Source organism: Brevundimonas sp. T2-11, assembly GCF_055397675.1.
Genome location: NZ_AP027920.1, coordinates 647,755 through 669,197, shown reverse-complemented (window position 1 = coordinate 669,197; position 21,443 = coordinate 647,755). Strand labels below are relative to the sequence as shown.

25 protein-coding genes and 1 riboswitch are annotated in these 21,443 nt (G+C 67.8%); of the genes, 9 read left to right on the top strand and 16 right to left on the bottom strand.

The window, feature by feature from the left end; all coding sequences use genetic code 11:
- Positions 1 to 48: 48 nt before the first annotated feature.
- The 3 genes from ACZ5XO_RS03270 to ACZ5XO_RS03260 form a co-directional block, all read right to left on the bottom strand.
- Positions 49 to 765: an MgtC/SapB family protein gene (locus ACZ5XO_RS03270; RefSeq protein WP_464163897.1), complete on the bottom strand. Its 717-nt coding sequence runs from the start codon at positions 763 to 765 to the stop codon at positions 49 to 51.
- Between the two features lie 62 nt (positions 766 to 827).
- Complete coding sequence (locus tag ACZ5XO_RS03265; RefSeq protein WP_464163896.1) at positions 828 to 1,526, bottom strand: MgtC/SapB family protein; 699 nt, start codon at positions 1,524 to 1,526, stop codon at positions 828 to 830.
- Positions 1,527 to 1,561: 35 nt separating this feature from the next.
- Entirely contained in the window at positions 1,562 to 2,110 is a 549-nt protein-coding gene (locus ACZ5XO_RS03260; protein ID WP_464163895.1) for an energy transducer TonB, read from the bottom strand.
- Between the two features lie 151 nt (positions 2,111 to 2,261).
- On the opposite strand from ACZ5XO_RS03260, the gene ACZ5XO_RS03255 reads away from it, so the two are divergent.
- Positions 2,262 to 2,933 carry a hypothetical protein gene (locus ACZ5XO_RS03255; protein WP_464163894.1) on the top strand — a complete coding sequence of 224 codons (672 nt, stop codon included), beginning with the start codon at positions 2,262 to 2,264 and terminating at the stop codon, positions 2,931 to 2,933.
- Positions 2,934 to 2,936: 3 nt separating this feature from the next.
- On the opposite strand, the gene ACZ5XO_RS03250 is transcribed toward ACZ5XO_RS03255, so the two are convergent.
- Positions 2,937 to 3,710, bottom strand: a complete 774-nt coding sequence (locus ACZ5XO_RS03250) for a YebC/PmpR family DNA-binding transcriptional regulator (RefSeq protein WP_464163893.1) — start codon at positions 3,708 to 3,710, stop codon at positions 2,937 to 2,939.
- Positions 3,711 to 3,832: 122 nt separating this feature from the next.
- On the opposite strand from ACZ5XO_RS03250, the gene ACZ5XO_RS03245 reads away from it, so the two are divergent.
- Positions 3,833 to 4,042: a hypothetical protein gene (locus tag ACZ5XO_RS03245; protein ID WP_400547801.1), complete on the top strand. Its 210-nt coding sequence runs from the start codon at positions 3,833 to 3,835 to the stop codon at positions 4,040 to 4,042.
- Between the two features lie 3 nt (positions 4,043 to 4,045).
- On the opposite strand, the gene ACZ5XO_RS03240 is transcribed toward ACZ5XO_RS03245, so the two are convergent.
- Complete coding sequence (locus tag ACZ5XO_RS03240; protein ID WP_464163892.1) at positions 4,046 to 4,429, bottom strand: acyl-CoA thioesterase; 384 nt, start codon at positions 4,427 to 4,429, stop codon at positions 4,046 to 4,048.
- A gap of 107 nt (positions 4,430 to 4,536) precedes the next feature.
- Between ACZ5XO_RS03240 and ACZ5XO_RS03235 the strand changes: the two genes are divergently transcribed.
- Positions 4,537 to 5,676 carry a zinc-dependent alcohol dehydrogenase family protein gene (locus ACZ5XO_RS03235; protein ID WP_464163891.1) on the top strand — a complete coding sequence of 380 codons (1,140 nt, stop codon included), beginning with the start codon at positions 4,537 to 4,539 and terminating at the stop codon, positions 5,674 to 5,676.
- A gap of 115 nt (positions 5,677 to 5,791) precedes the next feature.
- Here ACZ5XO_RS03235 and ACZ5XO_RS03230 read toward each other — a convergent pair whose 3' ends face one another.
- The 3 genes from ACZ5XO_RS03230 to cuyB form a co-directional block, all read right to left on the bottom strand.
- Complete coding sequence (locus ACZ5XO_RS03230) at positions 5,792 to 6,634, bottom strand: ribokinase (RefSeq protein WP_464163890.1); 843 nt, start codon at positions 6,632 to 6,634, stop codon at positions 5,792 to 5,794.
- The gene (locus ACZ5XO_RS03225; RefSeq protein ID WP_464163889.1) at positions 6,631 to 7,566 is read right to left on the bottom strand and encodes a nucleoside hydrolase; all 936 of its coding nucleotides are present in this window, start codon (positions 7,564 to 7,566) and stop codon (positions 6,631 to 6,633) included. Before ACZ5XO_RS03225 ends, ACZ5XO_RS03230 begins: the two co-directional genes overlap by 4 nt.
- Before the next feature lie 233 nt (positions 7,567 to 7,799).
- Complete coding sequence (gene cuyB, locus ACZ5XO_RS03220; RefSeq protein WP_464163888.1) at positions 7,800 to 8,459, bottom strand: cysteate racemase; 660 nt, start codon at positions 8,457 to 8,459, stop codon at positions 7,800 to 7,802.
- 314 nt (positions 8,460 to 8,773) lie between these two features.
- Positions 8,774 to 8,883, top strand: a riboswitch (TPP riboswitch).
- A 63-nt stretch (positions 8,884 to 8,946) separates the two neighbouring features.
- Here cuyB and thiC point away from each other — a divergent pair.
- A complete protein-coding gene (gene thiC / locus ACZ5XO_RS03215) occupies positions 8,947 to 10,866 on the top strand; it encodes a phosphomethylpyrimidine synthase ThiC (protein ID WP_464163887.1) in 1,920 nt (639 codons plus the stop codon).
- Positions 10,867 to 10,883: 17 nt separating this feature from the next.
- Here the strand turns inward: thiC and ACZ5XO_RS03210 are convergent, their stop codons facing one another.
- Together ACZ5XO_RS03210 and ACZ5XO_RS03205 are read right to left on the bottom strand one after the other, a co-directional pair.
- Positions 10,884 to 11,594, bottom strand: coding sequence for an MAE_28990/MAE_18760 family HEPN-like nuclease (locus ACZ5XO_RS03210; RefSeq protein ID WP_464163886.1), 711 nt, complete (start codon positions 11,592 to 11,594; stop codon positions 10,884 to 10,886).
- On the bottom strand, positions 11,591 to 12,712 hold the full coding sequence (locus ACZ5XO_RS03205; protein ID WP_464163885.1) for a GmrSD restriction endonuclease domain-containing protein: 1,122 nt from the start codon (positions 12,710 to 12,712) through the stop codon (positions 11,591 to 11,593). The genes ACZ5XO_RS03210 and ACZ5XO_RS03205 overlap by 4 nt, the downstream gene beginning before the upstream one ends.
- Positions 12,713 to 13,005: 293 nt before the next feature.
- Here ACZ5XO_RS03205 and ACZ5XO_RS03200 point away from each other — a divergent pair, with 293 nt between their 5' ends.
- The gene (locus tag ACZ5XO_RS03200) at positions 13,006 to 13,836 is read left to right on the top strand and encodes a hypothetical protein (protein WP_464163884.1); all 831 of its coding nucleotides are present in this window, start codon (positions 13,006 to 13,008) and stop codon (positions 13,834 to 13,836) included.
- 100 nt (positions 13,837 to 13,936) lie between these two features.
- Here ACZ5XO_RS03200 and ACZ5XO_RS03195 read toward each other — a convergent pair whose 3' ends face one another.
- Positions 13,937 to 14,611, bottom strand: a complete 675-nt coding sequence (locus ACZ5XO_RS03195; RefSeq protein ID WP_464163883.1) for a DsbA family oxidoreductase — start codon at positions 14,609 to 14,611, stop codon at positions 13,937 to 13,939.
- Positions 14,612 to 14,681: 70 nt separating this feature from the next.
- Complete coding sequence (locus tag ACZ5XO_RS03190; protein ID WP_464163882.1) at positions 14,682 to 14,966, bottom strand: hypothetical protein; 285 nt, start codon at positions 14,964 to 14,966, stop codon at positions 14,682 to 14,684.
- A gap of 122 nt (positions 14,967 to 15,088) precedes the next feature.
- Here ACZ5XO_RS03190 and ACZ5XO_RS03185 point away from each other — a divergent pair, with 122 nt between their 5' ends.
- Genes ACZ5XO_RS03185 through ACZ5XO_RS03175 form a run of 3 tightly spaced genes read left to right on the top strand, consistent with a single transcriptional unit; the run spans position 15,089 to position 17,092 of the window.
- Entirely contained in the window at positions 15,089 to 15,847 is a 759-nt protein-coding gene (locus ACZ5XO_RS03185) for a ribonuclease T2 family protein (protein ID WP_464163881.1), read from the top strand.
- Between the two features lie 58 nt (positions 15,848 to 15,905).
- Positions 15,906 to 16,283, top strand: a complete 378-nt coding sequence (locus tag ACZ5XO_RS03180; RefSeq protein WP_464163880.1) for a hypothetical protein — start codon at positions 15,906 to 15,908, stop codon at positions 16,281 to 16,283.
- Positions 16,284 to 16,309: 26 nt separating this feature from the next.
- Positions 16,310 to 17,092: an energy transducer TonB gene (locus ACZ5XO_RS03175; RefSeq protein WP_464163879.1), complete on the top strand. Its 783-nt coding sequence runs from the start codon at positions 16,310 to 16,312 to the stop codon at positions 17,090 to 17,092.
- 18 nt (positions 17,093 to 17,110) lie between these two features.
- On the opposite strand, the gene ACZ5XO_RS03170 is transcribed toward ACZ5XO_RS03175, so the two are convergent.
- On the bottom strand, positions 17,111 to 18,457 hold the full coding sequence (locus tag ACZ5XO_RS03170) for a GGDEF domain-containing protein (RefSeq protein ID WP_464163878.1): 1,347 nt from the start codon (positions 18,455 to 18,457) through the stop codon (positions 17,111 to 17,113).
- 122 nt (positions 18,458 to 18,579) lie between these two features.
- Complete coding sequence (locus tag ACZ5XO_RS03165) at positions 18,580 to 19,203, bottom strand: hypothetical protein (RefSeq protein WP_464163877.1); 624 nt, start codon at positions 19,201 to 19,203, stop codon at positions 18,580 to 18,582.
- A gap of 31 nt (positions 19,204 to 19,234) precedes the next feature.
- Here ACZ5XO_RS03165 and ACZ5XO_RS03160 point away from each other — a divergent pair, with 31 nt between their 5' ends.
- On the top strand, positions 19,235 to 19,597 hold the full coding sequence (locus ACZ5XO_RS03160) for a hypothetical protein (RefSeq protein ID WP_464163876.1): 363 nt from the start codon (positions 19,235 to 19,237) through the stop codon (positions 19,595 to 19,597).
- A gap of 139 nt (positions 19,598 to 19,736) precedes the next feature.
- Here the strand turns inward: ACZ5XO_RS03160 and ACZ5XO_RS03155 are convergent, their stop codons facing one another.
- Both ACZ5XO_RS03155 and ACZ5XO_RS03150 read right to left on the bottom strand, forming a co-directional pair.
- Complete coding sequence (locus tag ACZ5XO_RS03155; protein WP_464163875.1) at positions 19,737 to 20,504, bottom strand: ABC transporter permease; 768 nt, start codon at positions 20,502 to 20,504, stop codon at positions 19,737 to 19,739.
- Positions 20,504 to 21,439 (bottom strand): ABC transporter ATP-binding protein, encoded by a 936-nt coding sequence (locus ACZ5XO_RS03150; RefSeq protein WP_464163874.1) that lies wholly within the window; start codon positions 21,437 to 21,439, stop codon positions 20,504 to 20,506. Before ACZ5XO_RS03150 ends, ACZ5XO_RS03155 begins: the two co-directional genes overlap by 1 nt.
- Positions 21,440 to 21,443: the final 4 nt, after the last annotated feature.

The window sequence follows — 21,443 nt, the reverse complement described above, 5'->3', positions numbered from 1 at the left end:
CTCGACGCCGCCATCGCCTTCTGCATCTAGCCTGTCGCAGTCGCCCGCTCAGTCATCCCGCGGCATGACCGAGAACCCGGCCAGCCCGCCCTGCTGCGCCAGCCGCGCCGACAGGTCGTCGACCCGCAGCGGCATCGGCCCGCGCGCCTTGATGTGGTGCTCGTGGATCTGGCCGTCGTGGCTGACCACATGGCCGACCCGCACCGGCTTCAGCCCGCTGTCGGCCAGCAGGCCGCGCAGGATCGCCTCGCCCGGCGCCTCGCCGCGCGCCCAGCGCAGGGTCACGTCCACCACGCCGACATGCGGCAGGCGGGCGTCGAGGAACCTCAGGATGGCCAGCACCAGCAGGGTCGCGCCCCCGGCGATCAGACCCAGGTCCCACATGCCGATCCCGAACATCACCCCCACCGCCGAGGTGGTCCACAGCGACGCCGCCGTGGTCAGGCCGTGCACCGAAAACCCCTCGCGGAAGATCACCCCGGCGCACAGGAAGCCGATGCCGGTCAGGATGCCGTGCGACATCCGGGTCGGGTCGATCACCAGCCTCTGGTCCGGCAAGGCGACAAAGGCCCAGGTCGCCTGATGCATGGCGGCCAGCATCAGCACGCAAGACGTCATGCAGACCAGGATATGGGTGCGAAAGCCTGCCGGATGCCCGTGATAGGTCCGCTCGATCCCGATCAGTCCGCCCGCGACCATCGCCGCCGCCACCGGCCCGATCAGGGCCCAGTCCAGGGTTCCGGCCAAAGCCCCGCCTATCGTCATGTCCGACCCTCAAGCTGTACAGGACCGTTCACCGTGAACCCCTCGGCGCCCGGCGGCAAGCCTCAGTCGTCGCGCGGGTCCAGCACATAGTCCGTCACCCCCGGCAGGGCGCACAGCCGCGCCGCCAGCGCCTTCAGCTCGGCCTCGCCCCCGGCCTTGACGCGCCAGCTGCGCCGCACCGTCGTCCCGCCGTCGATCAGCTCGAACCGGTCATGGCGCGGCGCCGGGTCGATCGCCCTCAGCGCCGCCTCGACCTCGGCCTCGGGCGAGGGTCCCTCACGGCGCCAGCGCACCTCCACATCGGTCAGCACCCGCGCCGGCAGCCGCACGCTGACCAGCCGCAAGGCCACCAGGATCACCCCCGTCGTCGCCGTCCCCACCACGCCTAGGGTGAACAGCCCCGCCCCGAACAGCAGGCCGATGGCCGAGGTGATCCACAGGCTCGCCGCCGTCGTCAGCCCGTGGATGGAAAACCCGGTGCGGAAGATGACGCCCGCGCACAGGAAGCCGATCCCGGTCAGCACCCCGTGCGCCATCCGCGTCGGATCGGTGACGATGTTCTCGTCCGGCAGGGCGCGAAACGCCCAGTCCGCCTGCCCCATGGCCGCCAGCATCAGCAGGGCCGAGGCCAGGCTGACCAGGATATGGGTGCGGAACCCCGCCGCCCGGCCGCGCCACTCGCGCTCGAACCCGATGATCCCGCCCGCCACGACGGCGCCCAGGATCGGCAGGGCGAAACTCTCGATCTGCGTCAGGCTCATGCCACGGCAACGGTCAGCTGCGCGCGGCCGTTCCCCTAGTCCAGCCGATAGCGAATGGTGAAGGCGATCTGGCTCTCGGTCGGCTGGCCGTCTTCCAGCCGCGGTCGAACCCGCGCCTTCAGCGTCGCCTTCACCGCCTGCTCGCCGAACCCCACGCCCGCAGGCGCCTCCTCGGCGATGCGGCAGGCGCGCACATGGCCGTCGGCGGCGGTCCGGCATTCCAGCCTCGCCATCCCGACTTCCTCCCCCGCCCGCTGCGCCGCCCGTGGGAACTCGGGCTGGGGCGCCTCCAGCCAGGCCGGGTTGGTGATCGCCCGCCCCTCGTCGTTCATATAGGGCGCCGGCGCCGAGACGCCTTGCTCAGGCGGCACGGTATAGGACGACAGGGTGTCGGACTGCTCCATCTCTGGCATTGACGGCCAGTCTATCCGCACCCGCACTGTGGAAAGAACCCAGGCCGCGCCCGCCATCACAAGCAGGCTCGCGATCCAGACGCCCAGCTTGACCCATAGCCAGACCGGCTCCTCGACCGGGCGCGCATCCACCCCCGGCGGGCGCCGTTGCGGATCCTGATCTTCGGTCATTTCAGCCCCCCGGCCCTTCAAGTCCGCCACAGACCTAGCAAGAAGGCCGCGCGGACGGAAACACCCCGTTTCTCTCGCCCCGGCCCCGCTTGCTCCGGCCCGACATCAGGCGCACCTTTCGCCTATCCGCGATAGCCGAAAGGAGGTCGCCATGCGCCCCGCCCTGTTCGTTGCGTTCCTCGCCTGCGTCGCCTTCGCCGGCCTGTCGGCCGCGCCCGCCGCCGCCCAGGAGACCCGCGCCCAGTTCCTCGACCGCTGCCGCGCCGAAACCCTGGCCGCCAGTCCCGGCTCCGACGCCTGGGTCGATGAGGCCTGCGCCGGGCGATGGCCGGGCGTCACCCGCTCCAACCCCATGCTCGACGCCCTGCTGTCGCTGTTCGTCGCCGAAACGCCGTCCGCCCTTGATCCGGCCGACGTCCGCGCCCGCGCCGCCATGGTCCGTTGGCGCTCGGCCTCGGAAGGCGAGCTGGCGGGCCTGAACGTCGAGACGACGCGCACCCCGACCACGCGCCTGGTCCTCAACTGGTCGGCCATGGGCGAGCCGGTCCCCTATGAGCCGATCGAGGCCCTCAGGGTACGCGGCGCGAGCGTCGATCCGATCGGCTGCTACGCCTATGGCGCGGGCGAATCCAACAGCGTCTGGCGCGTCGCGGCGCCCGGCCATGTTCCCTTCGCCCTGACCGTCTACCGACGCGAGGCCCCGACGGCCTCGGCCCTGTCCCACATCACCGTCAGCGCCGACGCTGAGCGCAACATCCCGACGCTCGACGACCTCAGGGCCGCCGAGCCGGATCCGGCCTGGATGGAGACCTGCCCCCGCTAGACGTCAGCCCGCGTACTTGGCCGCGTCTTCGTCCGAGATGTCTTCGTTGGAATAGACCGACGACACGTCGTCCTCGGCGTCCAGGGCGTCCAGCAGCTTGAACAGGGTGCCGACGGCCTCGCCGGTGACCGGCACTTCCGACTGCGGCTTCCAGACGATGGCGGTCGACTTCGGGTCGCCCAGCACCTTGGACATGGCCTCGGCCACCTCGTTCAGGTCCTCGTAGGCGGTCCAGATGACGTGACCCGGCGCGTCCTCATAGATGTCCGGCTTGACCAGGTCGCTCTCGACGTCCGCGGCGCCCGCCTCGATGGCGGCCTCCATGACGGCGTCCTCGGTGCCAGCCTCGGCGGGATAGGTGATCTTGCCCACCTTGTCCCACATGAAGGCGACCGAGTTCATCTCGCCCAGGGCGCCGCCGTTCTTCTTGAAGGCCGTGCCGATGTTCGAGGCCGCGCGGTTGCGGTTGTCCGTCAGGGCCTCGACGATGATGCCGACGCCGCCCGGACCCCGGCCCTCGTAGCGGACTTCTTCCATCGTGTCGGCGTCGCCGCCGGCGGCCTTGTTGATGGCGCGCTGGATGACGTCCTTGGGCAGGCTTTCGGCCTTGGCGTTGTTGACCGCCAGACGCAGGCGCGGGTTCAGCGCCGGATCGGGCATGCCCGACTTGGCGGCCACGGTGATGTCGCGCGACAGTTTGGAGAACAGCTTCGAACGCTGGGCGTCGGCGCGCCCCTTGCGGTGCATGATGTTCTTGAATTTCGAGTGGCCGGCCATGAATCTCGCTGCCAGATTTCTGAAACGTGAGGCGCGCCCTTTACTGGATGTGCGATCCTCTGTCACGACTGGGAACCGCCCGACCGCGCCGGGGATTTAGCGCAGGCAATAAGGAGACGCCTATGGCCGCCGCCGACGACACCTATCTGGACGACGCCTATGACGAGGGCCTCGACCACGCCCACGCGGGCGAGATCGTCGAGTGGTACGCCAAGCGCCCGGTCACCGTCTCCACCGCCGCCGCCACCGGCTCCCTGGTCGCCGCCTTCGCCCTGGGCGCCCTGACGGCCGTCGGAACCCTGTTCCTCCTGCGCCAGTACGACGAACGCTAGGGCCTAAAGCGCTTCCAGAAACGCCCGCAGCGGCTCGGGGATGGCTGCGGGCCGCATGGTCGCGCGCTTCACCATGACATGGACGAAGAAGCCCTCGGCCGTCGCCTCGTCCTCGTCGTTGCGGAACAGGCCGACTTCATAACGAATGCTGGACGACCCCAGCCGCCCGACCCGCACCCCGGCGTGGATCACGTCGGGATAGGCGGCCGAGGCGTGGAACCGACAGCCGGATTCCGCCGCCACCCCGATCACCTCGGCCCCCGTCACGTCCAGCAGGCCCGCCTCGATCAGCATCTGATTCACCGCCGTGTCGATGAAGGCGTAATAGGCGACGTTGTTGACGTGGCCATAGGCGTCATTGTCGGCCCAGCGCGTCGTCAGCCGCACGAACCGCGCATAGTCGCCGCGCCTCCCCCTGCTCCGCTCCGTCATCGTCGCCCCTTGGCCTCCGCTACGTCATGCGCCTAGCCTGCCAGCAGATGGGAGCCCTGACCATGCCGACGACCACCCGCGCCGCCGTCCTGCGCCACATGGGCGCCGCGCGCCCCTACGCCGACAGCCGCCCCCTCGGCATCGAGACCCTCACCCTCGACGATCCCGGACCGGGCGAGGTCCTGGTCGCCGTCAAGGCGGCCGGCCTGTGCCATTCGGATCTCTCGGTCATCAACGGCGACCGCCCCCGCCCCCTGCCGATGGCCCTGGGGCACGAGGCGGCTGGCGTGGTCCAGGCCCTGGGCGAGGGCGTCGCCGACCTCGCTGTCGGCGACCACGTCGTCATGGTCTTCATGCCGTCCTGCGGCCACTGCACCCCGTGCGCCGAGGGCCGCCCCGCCCTGTGCGAACCCGGCGCCGCCGCCAACGGCAAGGGCGAGCTTCTGACCGGCCGCCGCGCCCTGCACGCCGGGCCCGAGCCCCTGAACCACCACCTTGGCTGTTCCGCCTTCGCCTCTCACGCCGTGGTGTCGCGCCGCTCCCTCGTCAGGATCGACCCCGACCTGCCGTTCGAGCACGCCGCCCTGTTCGGCTGCGCCGTCCTGACCGGCGTGGGGGCCGTGGTGAACACGGCGGGCGTCCGCGCGGGCCAGTCGGCGGTCATCGTCGGCCTCGGCGGCGTGGGTCTGGCCAGCGTCCTCGGCGCCCTGGCCTCGGGCGCCTCGCCCGTCGTCGCGGTCGATCTGTCCGGGGACAAGCTCGCTCTCGCCCGCTCGCTCGGCCCGGAGGGCGTGGTCCAGACCGTCAACGCCGCCGCTCCCGACGCCGTGGATCAGGTCCGCGCCCTGACCAACGGCGGCGCCGACTTCGTGTTCGAGATGGCCGGCTCGGTCCGCGCCCTCGACAGCGCCTGGCGCATGACCCGGCGCGGCGGGACCACCGTCACCGCCGGCCTGCCCCCGCCCGAGGCCGCCCTGGCCGTCAACGTCGTGTCGCTGGTCGGCGAGGAGCGCACGCTGAAAGGCTCCTACATCGGAACCTGCGTCCCGACCCGCGACATCCCCCGCTACGTCGCCCTGTTCCGCCAGGGCCGCCTGCCGGTCGATCGCCTGCTCAGTGGAACCCTGCCGCTGGACGACATCAACGCCGCCTTCGACGCCCTGGCCGACGGGCGGGCCGTCCGACAGGTGATCCGCTTCTAGGCGCCGATGTTCTGGCCGACGCTGATGAAGTCGCCGCCTCCATCTGGACCCTGATCATGTCCCGTATCCGCCGACGCCTGACCAATCCTCGCCCGTGCAACGGGGGAGGATCAGACTACGCCAGCAGGTCCTCGACCTCTTCCCGCGTGCCCAGCGACGACTGCGCGCCGGGCCGGGTCGCCGCCAGCGCGCCCGCCGCACAGGCGAAGTGCAGGGCCGCGTCCGGCGTCATTCCGTCCAGCAAGGCCACGACGATGGCGCCCACGAAGGCGTCGCCCGCCCCGGTCGCGTCGATGGCGTGAACGCGCGGCGGCGTGGCCCAGGCCATCTCGACGCCGCGCCGGTACATGACCGCCCCGCGCGCGCCCTTGGTCACCGCCACCAGTCCGCCGCCGACGTGCAGCGCGTCGCCATAAAAGGCCGCCTCCGTCTCGTTGACCACGATCAGGTCGGCCCGCCGCAGCAGGGCCTCCGACACCGGGGCCGCCGGCGCCAGGTTGGCGCAGACGAAGTCCGTCGCCCGGCCCACCGCCGCCTCGACCGTCTCGATCGGCAGCTCCAGTTGGACGATCAGCGGCGTCTCGATCCGCGACGGCAGTTGTTCCGGCGTGACGAAGTGGTTGGCCCCGGCGGCGACCACGATCTGGTTCTCTCCGCTGGGATCGACCGCGATCAGGGCCACCCCGGTCGGCGCCGCGATGTCCGTCTCGACCCCCGACAGGTCCACCCCGTGCGCCAGCATCAAAGCCACCGCCGCGCCGGACATCTCGTCCTCGCCGACCCGTCCGATCAGGCTGACCTCCGCCCCCAGCCGTCGCGCCGCCAGCGCCTGATTGGCGCCCTTGCCGCCCGCGTGGCGCGCCAGCGTCGCCCCCGTCACCGTTTCGCCCGGCGCAGGCAGGCTGGGCGCCGAGGCTGTCATGTCCAGATTGATCGACCCGACGACGGTGATCCTCATAGCCCTGCTCCCAGTCGTTCGGCGATCAGGGCGAAGACCCCGTCCGCATCCGCCCTTGTCGCCCAGAAATGCCTGGCCGTCGCGGCCTCGACGCGAAACTCGACCGCCGTATGGCCGCGCGTCAGATCGCTCTCGGTCTCCACCGCGATCCGGCACGGCGCCAGCTCGAACAGCTCCGGCTTCAGCAGCCAGGCCACGGTGCAGGGATCGTGCAGCGGCCCGGCGTCCCAGCCGACGATCTCGCGTTCGGTCCGCTGCGAGAAGCGCAGCATCCCCGCCGCCGTCCGCCCCGAGGCCGTGTCCACCGCCTCGATCGTCCGGATGCGTTCCTCGGTCGAGCGCACCTGATGGGTGGCGTCCAGCCCCAGGACGATCATCCGGCAACCGGACGCGAAGACCTCGGCCGCCGCGTCCGGGTCGGCCCAGATGTTGAACTCGGCGCTGGCGGTGATGTTGCCGCCCTCGCTGCGCGCCCCGCCCATGACCACCACCGGCCCCAGATGGTCCGCCAGCTTCGGCTCGGCCCGCATGGCCAGGGCCAGGTTGGTCATCGGCCCCATGACGATCAGGGCCACGCTGCCCGCGGGCCGTTCCATCACCAGCCTTGCGATGGCTTCGGCCGCCGTCCCCTCGGCTGTCGGCACGGTCGGCTCGAACGGCTCAAGATCCCCCAGCCCCTCGGGCCCGTGGAACTCACCCGCCCCCGCCGGTTCGCGCTTCAGGGGCCGCTCGGCCCCGACAAAGACAGGCACGTCCTCGCGCCCGGCGATCTGGCGCAGGATGCGCGCGTTGCGCGCCGTCTTTTCGGCGCTGACGTTGCCCCCCACCGTGGTCACGGCCAGCAGGTCGAGGTCGGAAGAGGCGAAGGCGGTCAGCAACCCCGTGGCGTCATCCACGCCGGGGTCGCAATCAATGATGAGGGACTGTTTCACCCGACGGGTGTGCCGCGTGACGGCGCACGAGGCAACCGCATCACCCTCAATCCTCCCCTGCGCAGCGGGGGAGGGGGACCATGCGCAGCATGGTGGAGGGGGCGAGATCGAGCGCCGGGTCTGAAAACCAGCCGCGCCTCGACGCGAAATCGGCAGGAGGTCGAGCGCGTGTCCGCCCCCTCCACCGCCTGCGGCGGTCCCCCTCCCCCGTTGCACGGGGGAGGATCCCGGCTCTACAGACACGCCCCCACGCACGCCCGCGCCAGCACCTCGGCCGAGTCCGTCAGCGGAACCGCCACGTCGCCCGCGTCCAGCAGCAAGGGCGCCTCGGTGCAGCCGCCGATGATCCCCTGCGCCCCCGCCGCGACCAAGGCCTCGGCCAGCCCCCGCATGGCCGCCCTCTGTTCCGGCCCCGTGTCGCCCGCCTTGACCCCGAACACCACGGCCATGAAGCGCGCCCGGTCGGCCTCGGACAGCCGCACCATCTCCACGCCCGCGACCGCCAGAGCCTCGGCGTAGAGGGCCTCGCCCCCCGGCGTCGCCAGCACCCCGATCCGGGTAGCCCCGTCCGCGGCCGCAGCCTTCGCCGTCTCGGCCACCATGTCGATGAAGGGAACACCCGCCGCCCGGATCGCTGCTGCATGGGCGTGGGCCGTGTTGCACGGCATGGCCAGGACCTCGGCCCCGGCGGCCTTCAGCCGCAGCGCCATCTCGCCCAGGGTCCACCCCGCCGCCTCGGGCTGGCTGTGTCTGTTCGGGACCTGCGGGTTCATGTCCATGACCACCCGCACATGGTCCTCATCGCCCCTGGCCGGGGTCAGGGCCTGGACTCGCGCCAGAAAGGCCAGCGTCGCCGCCGGTCCCATGCCGCCCAGAACGCCCAAAGTCTTCATGCCGCGCGCCCCTGTCTTGCTCGGAAACACATCTTTCAACCGTTCGCTGACGAAGGAAACCGCCCCCTCGCCGACCTGCGTTCGACAATCATGGTGAACGCGTGAATTCTTGCGGAACCAAGTTTCAGGTCCGTTGTTATTGCATCGGACACATCGGACGCCCCCCAACCCCGATGTCGTCTGTGGCGGTCCGGCCTTAACGCCCCCCCGACTGAGAAGCCGGACCGCCCCCCTCTCCCCCTACGCTTCAACATCTCGATCAAGCCTTCGCGCGCCCGCCTCGCTTGACCTGCCCCCGAAACGGGCTAGGGTCGCGCCGTTCTCCGGGGGGTCGCAATCGAGCGGCTGAGATAGAGGTTTCTCCTCTGACCCGTCGAACCTGATCCGGGTCATGCCGGCGAAGGGATGAGTACGCTTCCGGCCTCGGCTTCACGCCACAGGACCGGCACGCCCGACGTCGGCGGACCTCAAACGTTTTGAGGCCGCCATGAACATCAACGTCACCGCGACGACCGAACAGCCGCACGAGCCGAACATCGAGCTCCCCCTCGCCGACGCCCGCAAGGCCGTCGCCGCCGAGCACGGCCGCATCCCCACCGGCCCCCGCGCCGGCGGCGTAAAGGTCTATGTGGCGGGCGAGCTCTACCCCGACATCCGCGTCCCCTTCCGCGAGGTCGCCGTCCACCCCAGCGCCAACGAACCGCCGGTGACGATGTACGACAGCTCCGGCCCCTACACCGACCCCAATGTCGCCATCGACATCAGGAAGGGCCTGCCCCGCGTGAAGTCGTCGTGGCAGCTGGACCGCGGCGACATCGCCCCCGTCCTGAACCCGCGCGAGGTCAAGCCCGAGGACAACGGCCACGCCAGCGGCAAGCACCTGGCCCCCCGCTTCGACGTCTCGAACCATCAGGTCTTCAAGGGCGTCGAGGGCCGCCCGGTCACCCAATACGAATACGCCAGGGCCGGGATCATCACGCCCGAGATGGAATACGTCGCCATCCGCGAGAACCTGCGCCGCGAGCAGAACGCGCCCTGCATCCGCGACGGCGAAGACTTCGGCGCCTCCATCCCCGACTTCGTGACGCCTGAGTTCGTGCGTCAGGAAATCGCCCGCGGCCGCGCCATCATCCCGCACAACATCAACCACCCTGAAGTCGAGCCGATGATCATCGGCCGCAACTTCCTGGTGAAGATCAACGCCAACATCGGCAACTCGGCCGTCCTCTCCAGCGTCGATGACGAGGTGGACAAGCTGGTCTGGGCCACCCGCTGGGGCGCCGACAACGTCATGGACCTGTCGACGGGCCGCAACATCCACAACATCCGCGACTGGATCATCCGCAACTCGTCCGTCCCCATCGGCACCGTGCCCATCTATCAGGCGCTGGAGAAGGTGAACGGCATCGCCGAGGATCTGACCTGGGAGGTGTTCCGAGACACCCTGATCGAACAGGCGGAACAGGGCGTGGACTACTTCACCATCCACGCGGGCGTGCGCCTGCCCTTCGTGCCGATGACGGCCAAGCGCGTCACGGGCATCGTCTCGCGCGGCGGCTCCATCATGGCCAAGTGGTGCCTGGCCCACCACAAGGAGAGCTTCCTCTACGAGCACTTCGAGGACATCTGCGACATCATGCGCGCCTATGATGTCTCCTTCAGCCTCGGCGACGGCCTGCGCCCCGGCTCCATCGCCGACGCCAATGACGAGGCCCAGTTCGCGGAACTGCGCACCCTCGGCGAGCTGACCAAGATCGCCTGGGCCAAGGGCTGCCAGGTCATGATCGAAGGCCCCGGCCACGTGCCGATGCACAAGATCAAGGCCAACATGGATGAGCAGCTCAAGCACTGCCACGAGGCGCCCTTCTATACGCTTGGCCCGCTGACCACCGACATCGCCCCCGGCTACGACCACATCACGTCCGCCATCGGCGCGGCCATGATCGGCTGGTTCGGCACGGCCATGCTCTGCTACGTCACGCCCAAGGAGCACCTGGGCCTGCCTGACCGTCAGGACGTCAAGGACGGCGTCATCACCTACAAGATCGCCGCCCACGCCGCCGACCTGGCCAAGGGGCACCCCGCCGCCCGGATGCACGACGACGCCCTGTCGCGCGCCCGCTTCGAGTTCCGCTGGGAGGACCAGTTCAACCTCGGCCTCGACCCCGAAACCGCCCGCAAATACCACGACGAGACCCTGCCGAAGGAGGCCCACAAGACCGCCCACTTCTGCTCCATGTGCGGCCCCAAGTTCTGCAGCATGAAGATCAGCCAGGACATCCGCGACGCCGCCAAGGCCCAGAACGACGCGGGCGCCAGCCTCGCCGCTCAGGAAGCCGAAGCCGGCATGGCGGAGATGAGCGCCAGGTTCCGGGCGGGTGGGGCAGCGATTGAGGTGAAGGTCTAAGGGAAGATTGCCGACAGCTAGGCGGCTTGCTCCTGCCGAGCCAGCCTAGCTTGTCGCCTCGCTAAAACACCGGCACGTCTCTCGCGCTCAGCCTGACTTAGGTATGCCTCGGTGGAAGCAAGAGACAGGACATCATAGGTAAATTCGTTTATAGCAGACAATACAGCCGAACGATACCGCTCTATTTTCTGCAAATCAGCTTCAACGAAAGCGCCGTGAGCGACCTTATTTCGCCGCTCTAGAAGACGCTTGCATATGACATCAAGATCATACTTAGATTTATCTACATCAAGACCGATAACTGCACATATGTTGTCAAAAACCTTCTCCTTTAGGTTCGACCCCGTATCTATTCGGTCCCTGAATAAATCTTTATCTAGAGATTTTCTCCTATTTATTACATTAATCATTATCGCAATGTGATCTGCGGAACCTTTTTTGGTACCCATAAAGAGATCCATTTCACGCTTAGACATAACCCAAACGAAATTGTCGCTTAGATCCGAGAATTTTCGAGCATTCTCACTTACATAATTGAGATACTGCTGCGCGGCGTTTTTTACAAAACCTTCCCAATGCGCGTAAAGCAATGTCAATGAAGCTCGCATGAGCGTCAATTTCTCGTCTTCAGATGTAGCCGCCGCAAGCATTGCGGTGAGGGCGAGAATTTCTCGGCGACGCCAGATAAGGTCGCTCTCTAGAGCAGCGGTCAGACCCAACAAATTCATTGAGGCGCGAACCACGCCTCGCCAAACGGGATTGTCAGCCTGAGCCTGCTGGTGCCCGAGACACCGCTGGACGAAGCACGACGCATAACAGGCTCTTCCCACACATCGGCCAATCGCCCCCTAACAAAGGCGACAGGGTCAGGAAGCTCGCTAATCGCTTGATAATTTCTTGCAATACCAACAACGATCGCCTCAAGCGCTGTATTCTGAGGAGGCTTTGCAGCTTGGCCATCCCGGCCAGGCTTATACAATGCACGATCCCCACCTGCCGCAACGATTAGGTCAAAAGTATTTTCCACGGCCTCAAGAACAACATTCCTGTCGACATCATCACCTTCAATTAAATTTAGAGTGCGATCGTCAAAGAAATCCTCCACGTCTTGATTTCCGCCTATACCCCATCTTGTAAGCACGGCAGCACGGTTGATATACTCAATATCAACCTGCTCATTCATTTGATTTCGACTGAAACGGAACAATGTCGTAAACGCATTACGCTGAGCAGATTCCCGAATCCTCGTCAAGAACGTTGGATCCTGCATTACAACCATACAGTTTCGAAGCTCTTGTCGATTTGCTTTTGTTCCTCCGCTATTCAACCTTTGAAACAGATCATACTTGCTAGTTTGATCGGAAGATCGTCTCAAAATTTGAATTGATATTTTTGCACGCTTGAGACGAATACGCTCGCCATTTCCAAGCAGAAGATCAGACCGCGAGGCTTCGGTCTCTCGCCAAGCCACCCCTTCAAGCTCGGTTAAGTGTCGACCTGCAACCAGAGGTATCGGATCAATAATACCGTCCCCCTCCGGATTTCTAAGTTCCCCAACAAACTGCAGTATCGTAGACGTTCTCTGAAGTCCGTCGATCAACTCCCAAACCCTAGATTCTGTTTCTATAACAAAAATCGGAGGAATAGGTATACCAAGAAGCAACGATTCAATGAACGAACTTTTCTGTTCTATATTCCACCTGAACAGGCGCTGGTATTCCGGAGTTATCTTTATCTCGCCGTCACGATAAATATTTATAAGTTCACCGACAGACATATCATAGCTGTCGGTCGAAACTTGGCGTTCTGCCGTTTCGATTTGAATGCTAAGTGCCGCGCTCGTCATTAGAATCCCCAAATTTTCTAGACGACATTGCCAGCGATATGTTCAGGGCTCAATCCGCATTAGTTATCACCGTTCCTTACACACCCTCGCCCTCCTCGCTGGGCCGAACGGCGCCGAGAAGACCCCTTCATTCAAGAGCTTCCTGCGGGAGCGGGCACAGGCAACACGCCCACCGCAGCCGCGTCTTCGCGGCGCAGGCCGGGGGATAACGGAAGCAAGGGGCGCGCCTAACCCCCGTCCGATCCTGACGCACCCGTCCGCCACCCTCCTTCCCGTAGGCAGGAGGAGGCGAGATGGACGACGCGCGGGAGGCATACTGGCACGAGGGCGAGCCCCGGATCGTCGCCTCGGGACGGTGGGAGCAGGATGAGTTCGGCGACACCACCTACATCCCCGACCATGTGCGGCCCTCGACGGCGGAAACCACCAGGGCGGACGGCCCGCCTGTCGGCGGCGGCCTCATGGACGATCCCGCAAACGACCCCACCGGCGACACTGGCTATCGCGTCCGCTCGGAGCGGACCTGGGCGGCGGCGCGGCGCGACTATCTGGCCGGGGACGCGGCCGAGGCCGTCTGCGCCCGCTATGACCTGAAGCTGGGGACCCTACGGTCCCGCGCCGCGCGCGAGGGCTGGCGCCGCAGCGACGTCGAGGACGTCTGGCCCGATCCGCAGGACGAGGCTCCCGACGCCTCCCCGCCCGACCTGGCCCGGATGGCGGCCCAGGCCCTGATGCGCCTGAACCGCGCCCTGCAACGTGGCCGCGCCGCCGAGGCCGCCTCCTGGCTGCGCACCTGGCGCGCGCTTTCCAGCGTTAATTTGGCCGACCCCGCCCTTCTGGCCGCCGCTGCACCCGAACCCCAACCCGATCCCGCCGCCCGGCTGGACGCCGACCTGAAAGCCGTCGCCGAGGTCGCCCGCGACGCCGCGCGCCTCTCGCCCGACGACCACGCCGGCCGCCGCGCCATCGAAACCCGCATCGCCGCCCTCAAGGCCCGCCTCGACCCCGAGGGGAGGATTTCAGACGATTCAGACGAATTGGACTCTGTTTTCCTTAATCCCCCTTCCCCCTCGAGGGGGGAAGGGTCGGGGATGGGGGTGGGCCCGCCGCCGACGCCGGATTAGGCGCAAGAGGCGCCGCCTCCCTCGCCAAAACAGGCCATCCGCCAGACTACACCCCCACCCAACCCTCCCCCCTCGAGGGGGAGGGCTTTCAGGACGCGCTCTAAACCTCCGCCGCGATCTGCCGCAGCGCCTGTTCGAACGCCGCCGCCGGTTGGCCGCCGCTGATCAGGTATTTCCCCTCGACCACCACCGCCGGCACCGACGTAATCCCCCGAGCGCGCCACAACTCCTCCGCCCCGCGCACCTCCTGCGCATACCGCCCCGAAGCCAGGACCTCGCCCGCCTCGGCCCGGTCCAGCCCCGCCGCCTCGGCGGCCTCGGTCAGGACGCGGGCGTCGGTGATGTTGCGGTTGTCGGTGAAGTGGGCGGTGAACAGGGCGCGCTTCAGGGCCTCCTGCTTGTCGGGCGCCGTCTCGTGGGCCCAGTGCAGCAGGCGGTGGGCGTCGAAGGTGTTCCAGATGCGGCTGTCGTTGCTCATCCGCATGTCGAAACCGACCTCGGCGGCGCGGGCGCGGATCATCTCGCGGTTCTGGGCCGACTGTTCGGGCGTGGAGCCGTACTTGCGGCCGATATGCTCGACGATGTTCTCGCCCTCGGGCGCGATCTGCGGGTTCAGCTCGAACGGCTGGAAGGTGATGTCGGCCGCGACCCCCTCGCCCTTCAGCGTCTCCAGCGCGGTCGTCAGCCCGCCCAGCCCCACGGCGCACCAGGGGCAGACCACGTCCGAGACGAAGTCGATCTTCAGGGTCTTCAGCGGGGCGGGCGTGTCGGTCATGGGGCGGTTCCTCCGGTTATCCGCACCATATGGTGTTGCTGATCAGACGCGCCAGATCGGAGGCGGCTTTTTACGCCCCCTTGCGCCCCATCAGGGGCGACAGGGTCTGGTTGACCTCGTCCATGACCGAGCCCTTGCCGGCGGCGACGCGGGACTCCAGTTCGTCGGCCCTTTCCTGCAGGCGACGAATATCCTCGATGCGGGGGTCGTCCTCGGGCACGGCGACCAGGGCCGCGCGGCGCGCCTCGATCTCCGCCAGCAGGGCGTCAAAGCGCTTGTGGTCCAGCCCCTCGCCCTGCTCGAACAGGGCGATCGCTTCTTCAAGGGCGGCTTCAAAGGCGGCTTGGTCGGGCATGACGTTCCTCTTATGCTCACGCTTATCAATGAGCGGGATGCGGCGCGGGTTCCGTCTTGGCCGCCGCTCACGAAGGGTTTACGGGGCGGGACGACCTGACCCCCTGCCTGCGGAGCGCCCTGATGCGGACCCTGACCCTGACGACCGGCCTGCTGACGCTGCTGCTGGCCGCCTGCGAGCTCGGCCCCGACGCCGTGTCGCGCATTCCGGCCACGGCCGCCGCGACCGGGGCGACCTGCGCCGTGCCGGCCGACCTGACGCCCGCCCGCCCCTATACGCCGCCAGCCGACGAGGTGGCCGCCGACGTCCCCGTCGCCTTCAACATGCTGGCCGTCAGCTGGTCGCCCCAGGCCTGCCGCTCGGGCAAGGACTACCCGGACGCGCGCCATCAGTGCGCCAGCAACCAGTTCGGCCTGACCCTGCACGGCCTGTGGCCCAATGGGGCCGACAACAGGCATCCGCGCTACTGCGCCGCCCCCGGCCCGGCCATCCCGATCGCGACGGTGAGAAAGCACTTCTGCATGACCCCCTCGCCCTCGCTGCAGCAGCACGAATGGGCGGCCCACGGCACCTGCGGCTGGGACAGCCCCGAGGCCTATTTCGAACAGGCCGCGCGCCTGTGGGACGGCCTGAACAAGCCCGACCTGGAGGCCATTCCGGCCGGGCGCCTGACCGCCGGCGCCATCCGTGACGCCTTCGTCGCCGCCAACCCCGGCCTGCCGCGCGAGGGCGTCTTCATCGCCACGACCGACGGCTGGTTCCGCGAGGCGCGGCTCTGCTACTCCAAGGATTACCGCCCGATGCGCTGCCCGCGCGGCCTGGGCGCCCCCGACCGCGAACGGCTGAAGCTGGCGCCCACTGGTCCGCAAACCGCTCCTTAACCAAAGCGGCGCAGCCTCAGGCCGCAGTCCCTGTGGGCCGTCTTGTGGAGCGCCGCCGATGTCGACCGTGCTGACCCAGAGCTACCGCCGCCAGCGCGACCATTTCGAGCCCCAGGACCTGGACCCGCAGGAGCAGCGCCGCCTGCGCGGCCAGCTGGAGCAGATCGACTACGCCGCCTTCGTCTCGAACCGCGAGGTCATCAGCCAGACCCTGTCGCAGGTGAACACCGGGACTTTCCAGAAGCTGGCCGTCCTGACCGCCAACGCCCGCGCCCGCTGGGCCGCCGAGGCCCTGCGCCTGTCGGAATCCGGCTCGGCCGTGACGGTCGACCAGACCGCCCGCCTGACCGCCGCCCGCACCGCCTACGAGGAACTGGCCGAAGCCTACGAGGCCCTGCGCCGCATGGTTGAACGCGGCTACCTGACCTTGCGCTAGGCGCTGCTGCACCTATCGTCCGGCGCATGATCCTGAAGAATCGCAGCCGCCTCGCAGCCGCCCTATTGGTAGTGCTCGCCTCACCCGCCGCCGCCCAGGATGACGACGGCTGGGACATGACCCGGATCGAAAACGGCCTGATCGCCAGCGTCGAATACGCCAGCGGACAAAGCTTCATGGTGGTTTGCCGCGGACGGCGACTGGATGTCATCATGAACGGCGTGCCCATCGACGCCGAGGGCAAGACGCGCTGGGTCGGCTGGATGACTTCCAGCGGCGAAGCCCGACAAACCTGGATCAATGCTCCGGGACGCCCCCTGATCTCGGCTGCGCGCCCCGCCCACGTCGCACGCCTTTTGAAACAGGGCGGCGCACTGTCCGTCCGCCTTCTGCCGACGGAACAGATCGAGCGGGTTCACCAGTACGACCTGCCGCTGCCGACAAACGCCAGCGGCGTCGATCAGGTCCTGGCCGCCTGTGAGGTAAGCCTTGATGACCCACGCGACGACCTGATCGAGATCGAGCCGCCCTTCGAGCGTCCAGGCGTTGTGGGCAACATCTACCGGAAGATGGCGCGGCCGAACTATCCGCCTAGCGCCATGTCGGCTGGCGCCGGCGAGGTTCTCTTCAGTTGCATCGTCGCCGAGGCGGGCGCCATGAAAGACTGCCGGATCGAACGCGAGACGCCCCCTGGCGTCGGCTTTGGACAGGCCACTCTGGCCGCCCTGCCAGCCGCTCGCCTGCAACTGATGCCCGGCGTCGAGCCGGGCCGCCTCATGGTTTCACGTATGCTCTACCGGCTCGACTAGCTTCGAGCCGGCAGCTCCCTACCCCCGCTCGACGCGGTTCCGGCCCGTGTTCTTGGCGCGATACAGGGCCTCGTCGGCAGCCTTGATCAGGAAGTTCTCGTCCGGGTGGCCGCCGTGTTCGGCCACGCCGATCGAGGCGGTGACGCCAAAAGTCTCGAGACCGCCCGCCTTGATCTCTCGTCCCTGCAGGGCGGCGCGGACGCGCTCGGCGATGGCCGTGGCCTGATCCAGCCGCGTCTCGACCAGCACCACCAGGAACTCCTCGCCGCCATAACGGAAGACGAAGTCGCTGGGCCGGACGTTCTCGGTGATGGCCTCGGCCACCTGACGCAGGACCTCGTCGCCGGCCTGGTGACCGCGCGTGTCATTGACGCTCTTGAAGTGGTCCACGTCGATCAGCATGACCGACAGGGCGCTCTTGTTAGCGTTGGCGAAGCCGATCTCGCGGCTCAGGATCGAGGGCAGGAAGCGCCGGTTCAGCGCCCGCGTCAGGGGATCGCGGCCGCCCTCCATGTCGCCCAGGACCTGGAACATCTCGTTCAGCAGATAGGCGACCTCCTCGACCGCCGCCTGCAGGGCCTTCAGGGCCTCGGCGCGATCGCCGCCGCTGTCGGGCTCCAGCCGAGGCAGCAGTTCGCCGTCGATCCGCGCCATGACCTGGTTCAACGCCGCCAGATGCGGCGAGGTCTCGAACAGGAAGCCCGCGCGGTGACGGATCCACAGGCCGAAGGCCGAGTTGGCCATGGCCTCGCGCCCGTCGACGGCGCCGTTGCCCAGGATGCGAAACAGGGTCTTCTGGCCCCATTCCATCAGGCTGGCCCGCTGGCTCTCGCGCTCCAGATTGACGTCCTGATCCAGCGAGAACAGGCGATAGGCCTCGTCCAGCCGGGCCCGGTTCATGGTGCCCTTCACATAGGACTGGCTCATCAGGCGGATGGCCGCATCGATGCGCTCGTCGATCAGGCGGAACTGGCGGAAGCCGTCGGCTTCGTTCTCGAGCAGGTCGGCGAGCCGGGCCTTCAGGACCGAGGCCCCGGCCATGACCAGGTGCATCGGAATCTTGATGCGGGCGTGAACCTCGCCGATCTTGACCTGGCGGGCCACGAAGGCGGCGTCGTTCGCCGCCTCGTCGGTGTTCAGCAGGTCCAGCAGCCAGTCATGCAGCGATCGGCTCAGCCGCTCCTGCACGATGGAGTGATGCAGGAAGGCCTTGGCCTCCGGGTCTTTCAGCAGGGTGTCGTAGAAGGCCTGAACCAGGTTGTCGGCGTGATCGTGCAACAGGGCCTGCACCGACGCCGCCGCCGCATCCTCGTCGCCCTTTCCCCCGCTACGGATGGCGAACACCGCCGGACTCGAGATCTGCATTCTGGGCCTCACGCTACAAACAACCGGGGCGCCGACCCGCCGCAAACCAGCGGGGGTCTCGCCCAGGCCGGGCCATAGCCGGGCGGATCGGGCCCGACAAGCGCCCGGCCCGCGAGGCGATCCTAGTCCAGGGGTTGGGGCTTGGTGACGACCGGGGCGTCGGGATCGCTCTGCGCCGGACGCGCGGCGGTCGGCGGCGGAGCGGCAGGCGGGCTCGTTTCGGGCGCCGGCGCCACCACCACCACGGGCGGAGGCGAGGCGGGGGGCACAACAGACGGAGCAGCGACGGCCGTGGTCGGAGCGGAAGAGCTCCTGTCCGTAGTCCGCCCCTGTGTCGATGCGGCGGCCGGCGCGCGACGCACGACGGCGGGACGCGGAGCGACGGGCGAGGGCGCCGGCGGCGGCGCGGCGGCCACGGGCGTCTCCGCCGCGACCGTCCCAGCATTCTCGACGACCGGCGGGACCGAGACGGCGGTGCCCGAAGCCTCCAGGACCGGCGACGGCGCTGCAGGCGCCGGCTCGCTGTTCGAGCGCGTGATCAGCCAGGTGACGACGGGAGCGCCGACCACCACCACGGCTGCGGCGGCGATATAGAGGGGCAGGCGATTGGCGGTTTTCCGCGGCGGGACAGGGGCGGACGCCGGCGCGGCGGCGGCGCGGACGACCGGATCAGGTCGTGACGCGACCGGCCGGGGCGCATCCTCATGAGAGACGGCTCGCGGCGTTTTCGCGACGACCGGCTCCACGGGGGCCTGGACCGGAGGCAAGGGGCGCGGCGTGGCGTCGACCGGCGCGGACTTCGCCGTCTCGACCGCAGCCGAGGTCAAGGTCGGGGCGACAGGGGCCAGGCTCGGCGCAGGCCGCGGCGGCGTGGCCAACCCCGGCATCGGGGCCGTCAGAAAGGTCGGCGCGGCGGCCGGCGGCGTCGCGCGCCGTTGCGGCACCAGAGACCCTCCGAACGCATGGCCCGGCCCGGCGGCCGGCGCGCGAGGCGCCGGTCTGGCCGTTTCGCCTCCGAGCGCCTGGGTCCTGGACGCCTCGGTCTTGGGCGCGGACGCCACGGGCGGCATCAGCCCCGTGCCGCGCGGCAAGGGACCTGCAATGAAGGTCGTCTGGGGCGGTCGTCCCCACTGCGCCTGACGGCGAGCAAAGGGAACGGATTTGTCGTCGGCGTCGGACATTCGGGCTCCGGCGCCGGGCGGCGCGCATCACGGAAAGGGTCGGCGAACGTTCAAACTGCTGAGCGAGTTCGGCGGTTTCGTGACAGCCGCTTTCGCCCTCAGTTCTTCAGACGATACCCCGTGCGGAAGATCCAGCCCACCACCGCCAGACAGGCGAAGAAGAAGCCCAGCGTCGCCGTCAGGCTGACCCCCACGCTGACGTCCCCCACCCCGTAGAAGGCCCAGCGGAAGCCCGAGATCAGATAGACCACCGGGTTGAACAGGGCGACGGTGCGCCAGCCCTCGGGCAGCATCTCGATGGAATAGAAGGCGCCGCCCAGGAAGGTCAGGGGCGTGACGATCAGCATGGGCACGAACTGCAACTGTTCGAAATTCTGCGCCCAGACCCCGATGATGAAGCCGAACAGGGCGAAGGTGGTCGAGATCAGGATCAGGAAGGCCAGCATCCAGAAGGGGTGCAGGATCTCCAGCGGCACGAAGAAGGCCGCCGTGGCCAGGATGATGAGGCCGAGGATCGCCGACTTGGTCGCCGCCGCCCCGACATAGGCCAGGACGATCTCCAGCGGCGAGACGGGGGCGGACAGGATCTCGTAGATCGTGCCGGTGAACTTGGGGAAGTAGATGCCGAAGGAGGCGTTGAAGATCGACTGGGTGAACAGGCTGAGCATGATCAACCCCGGCACGATGAAGGCGCCGTAGGGGACGCCGTCCACCTCGGTCATGCGGCTGCCGATGGCGCCGCCGAAGACGACGAAATAGAGCGACGTCGTGATGACCGGCGTCACCAGCGACTGCCACAGGGTGCGAAGGGCGCGCGCCATCTCGAAGCGGTAGATGGCCCAGACGCCGTATCCGTTGAAGCTCATCACGCGGCCTCCCGATCCTGATGGACCAGGCCGACGAAGATGTCCTCGAGCGAGCTCTGGCGGGTGCTGAGATCCTTGAACCCGATCCCGAGGTCCGACAGGCGGCGCAGCAGGGACGGCACGCCGGTCTTGTCGGCGTTGGAATCGAAGACGTACTCCAGTTCGGCCCCGTCGCCTTGCAGCGTCAGGTTCCATTCGGCCAGTTCCGGCGGCACGGCCGCCAGCGGCTCCTGAAGCTGAAGGGTCAGGGTCTTCTTGCCCAGCTTCTGCATCAGGTCGGCGGTCTTCTCGACCAGGATCAGCTCGCCCTTGAGGATGACCCCGACCCGGTCGGCCATCTCCTCGGCCTCCTCGATGTAGTGAGTGGTCAGGATGATGGTCACGCCGCGCTCGCGCAGGCGACGCACCAGGGACCACATGTCCCGGCGCAGCTCGACGTCGACGCCCGCCGTGGGTTCGTCCAGGAACAGGATGTCCGGCTCGTGGCTCAGGGCCTTGGCGATCATGACGCGGCGCTTCATCCCGCCGGACAGGGTCATGATCTTGGCGTCCTTCTTGTCCCACAGGCTGAGGTCGCGAAGGATCTGTTCGACATGGGCCGGGTTCGGCGCCTTGCCGAACAGGCCCCGGCTGAAGGTGACGGTGGCCCAGACGGTCTCGAAGGCGTCGGTCGTCAGCTCCTGCGGCACCAGGCCGATGCGGGTGCGCGCGGCGCGGTAGTCTTTCTGGATATCACAGCCGTCCGCCATAATAGTCCCGGTCGAGGGCGTGACGATGCCGCAGACGATGGAGATCATCGTCGTCTTGCCCGCCCCGTTCGGACCCAGCAGGGCGAAGATCTCGCCCTTCTCGATCTCTAGATCGACGCGTTTCAGGGCCTGATGCCCCGCCTTGTAGGTCTTGGTCAGACCTTGAATGGAGATGACTGGCGGCATGAAC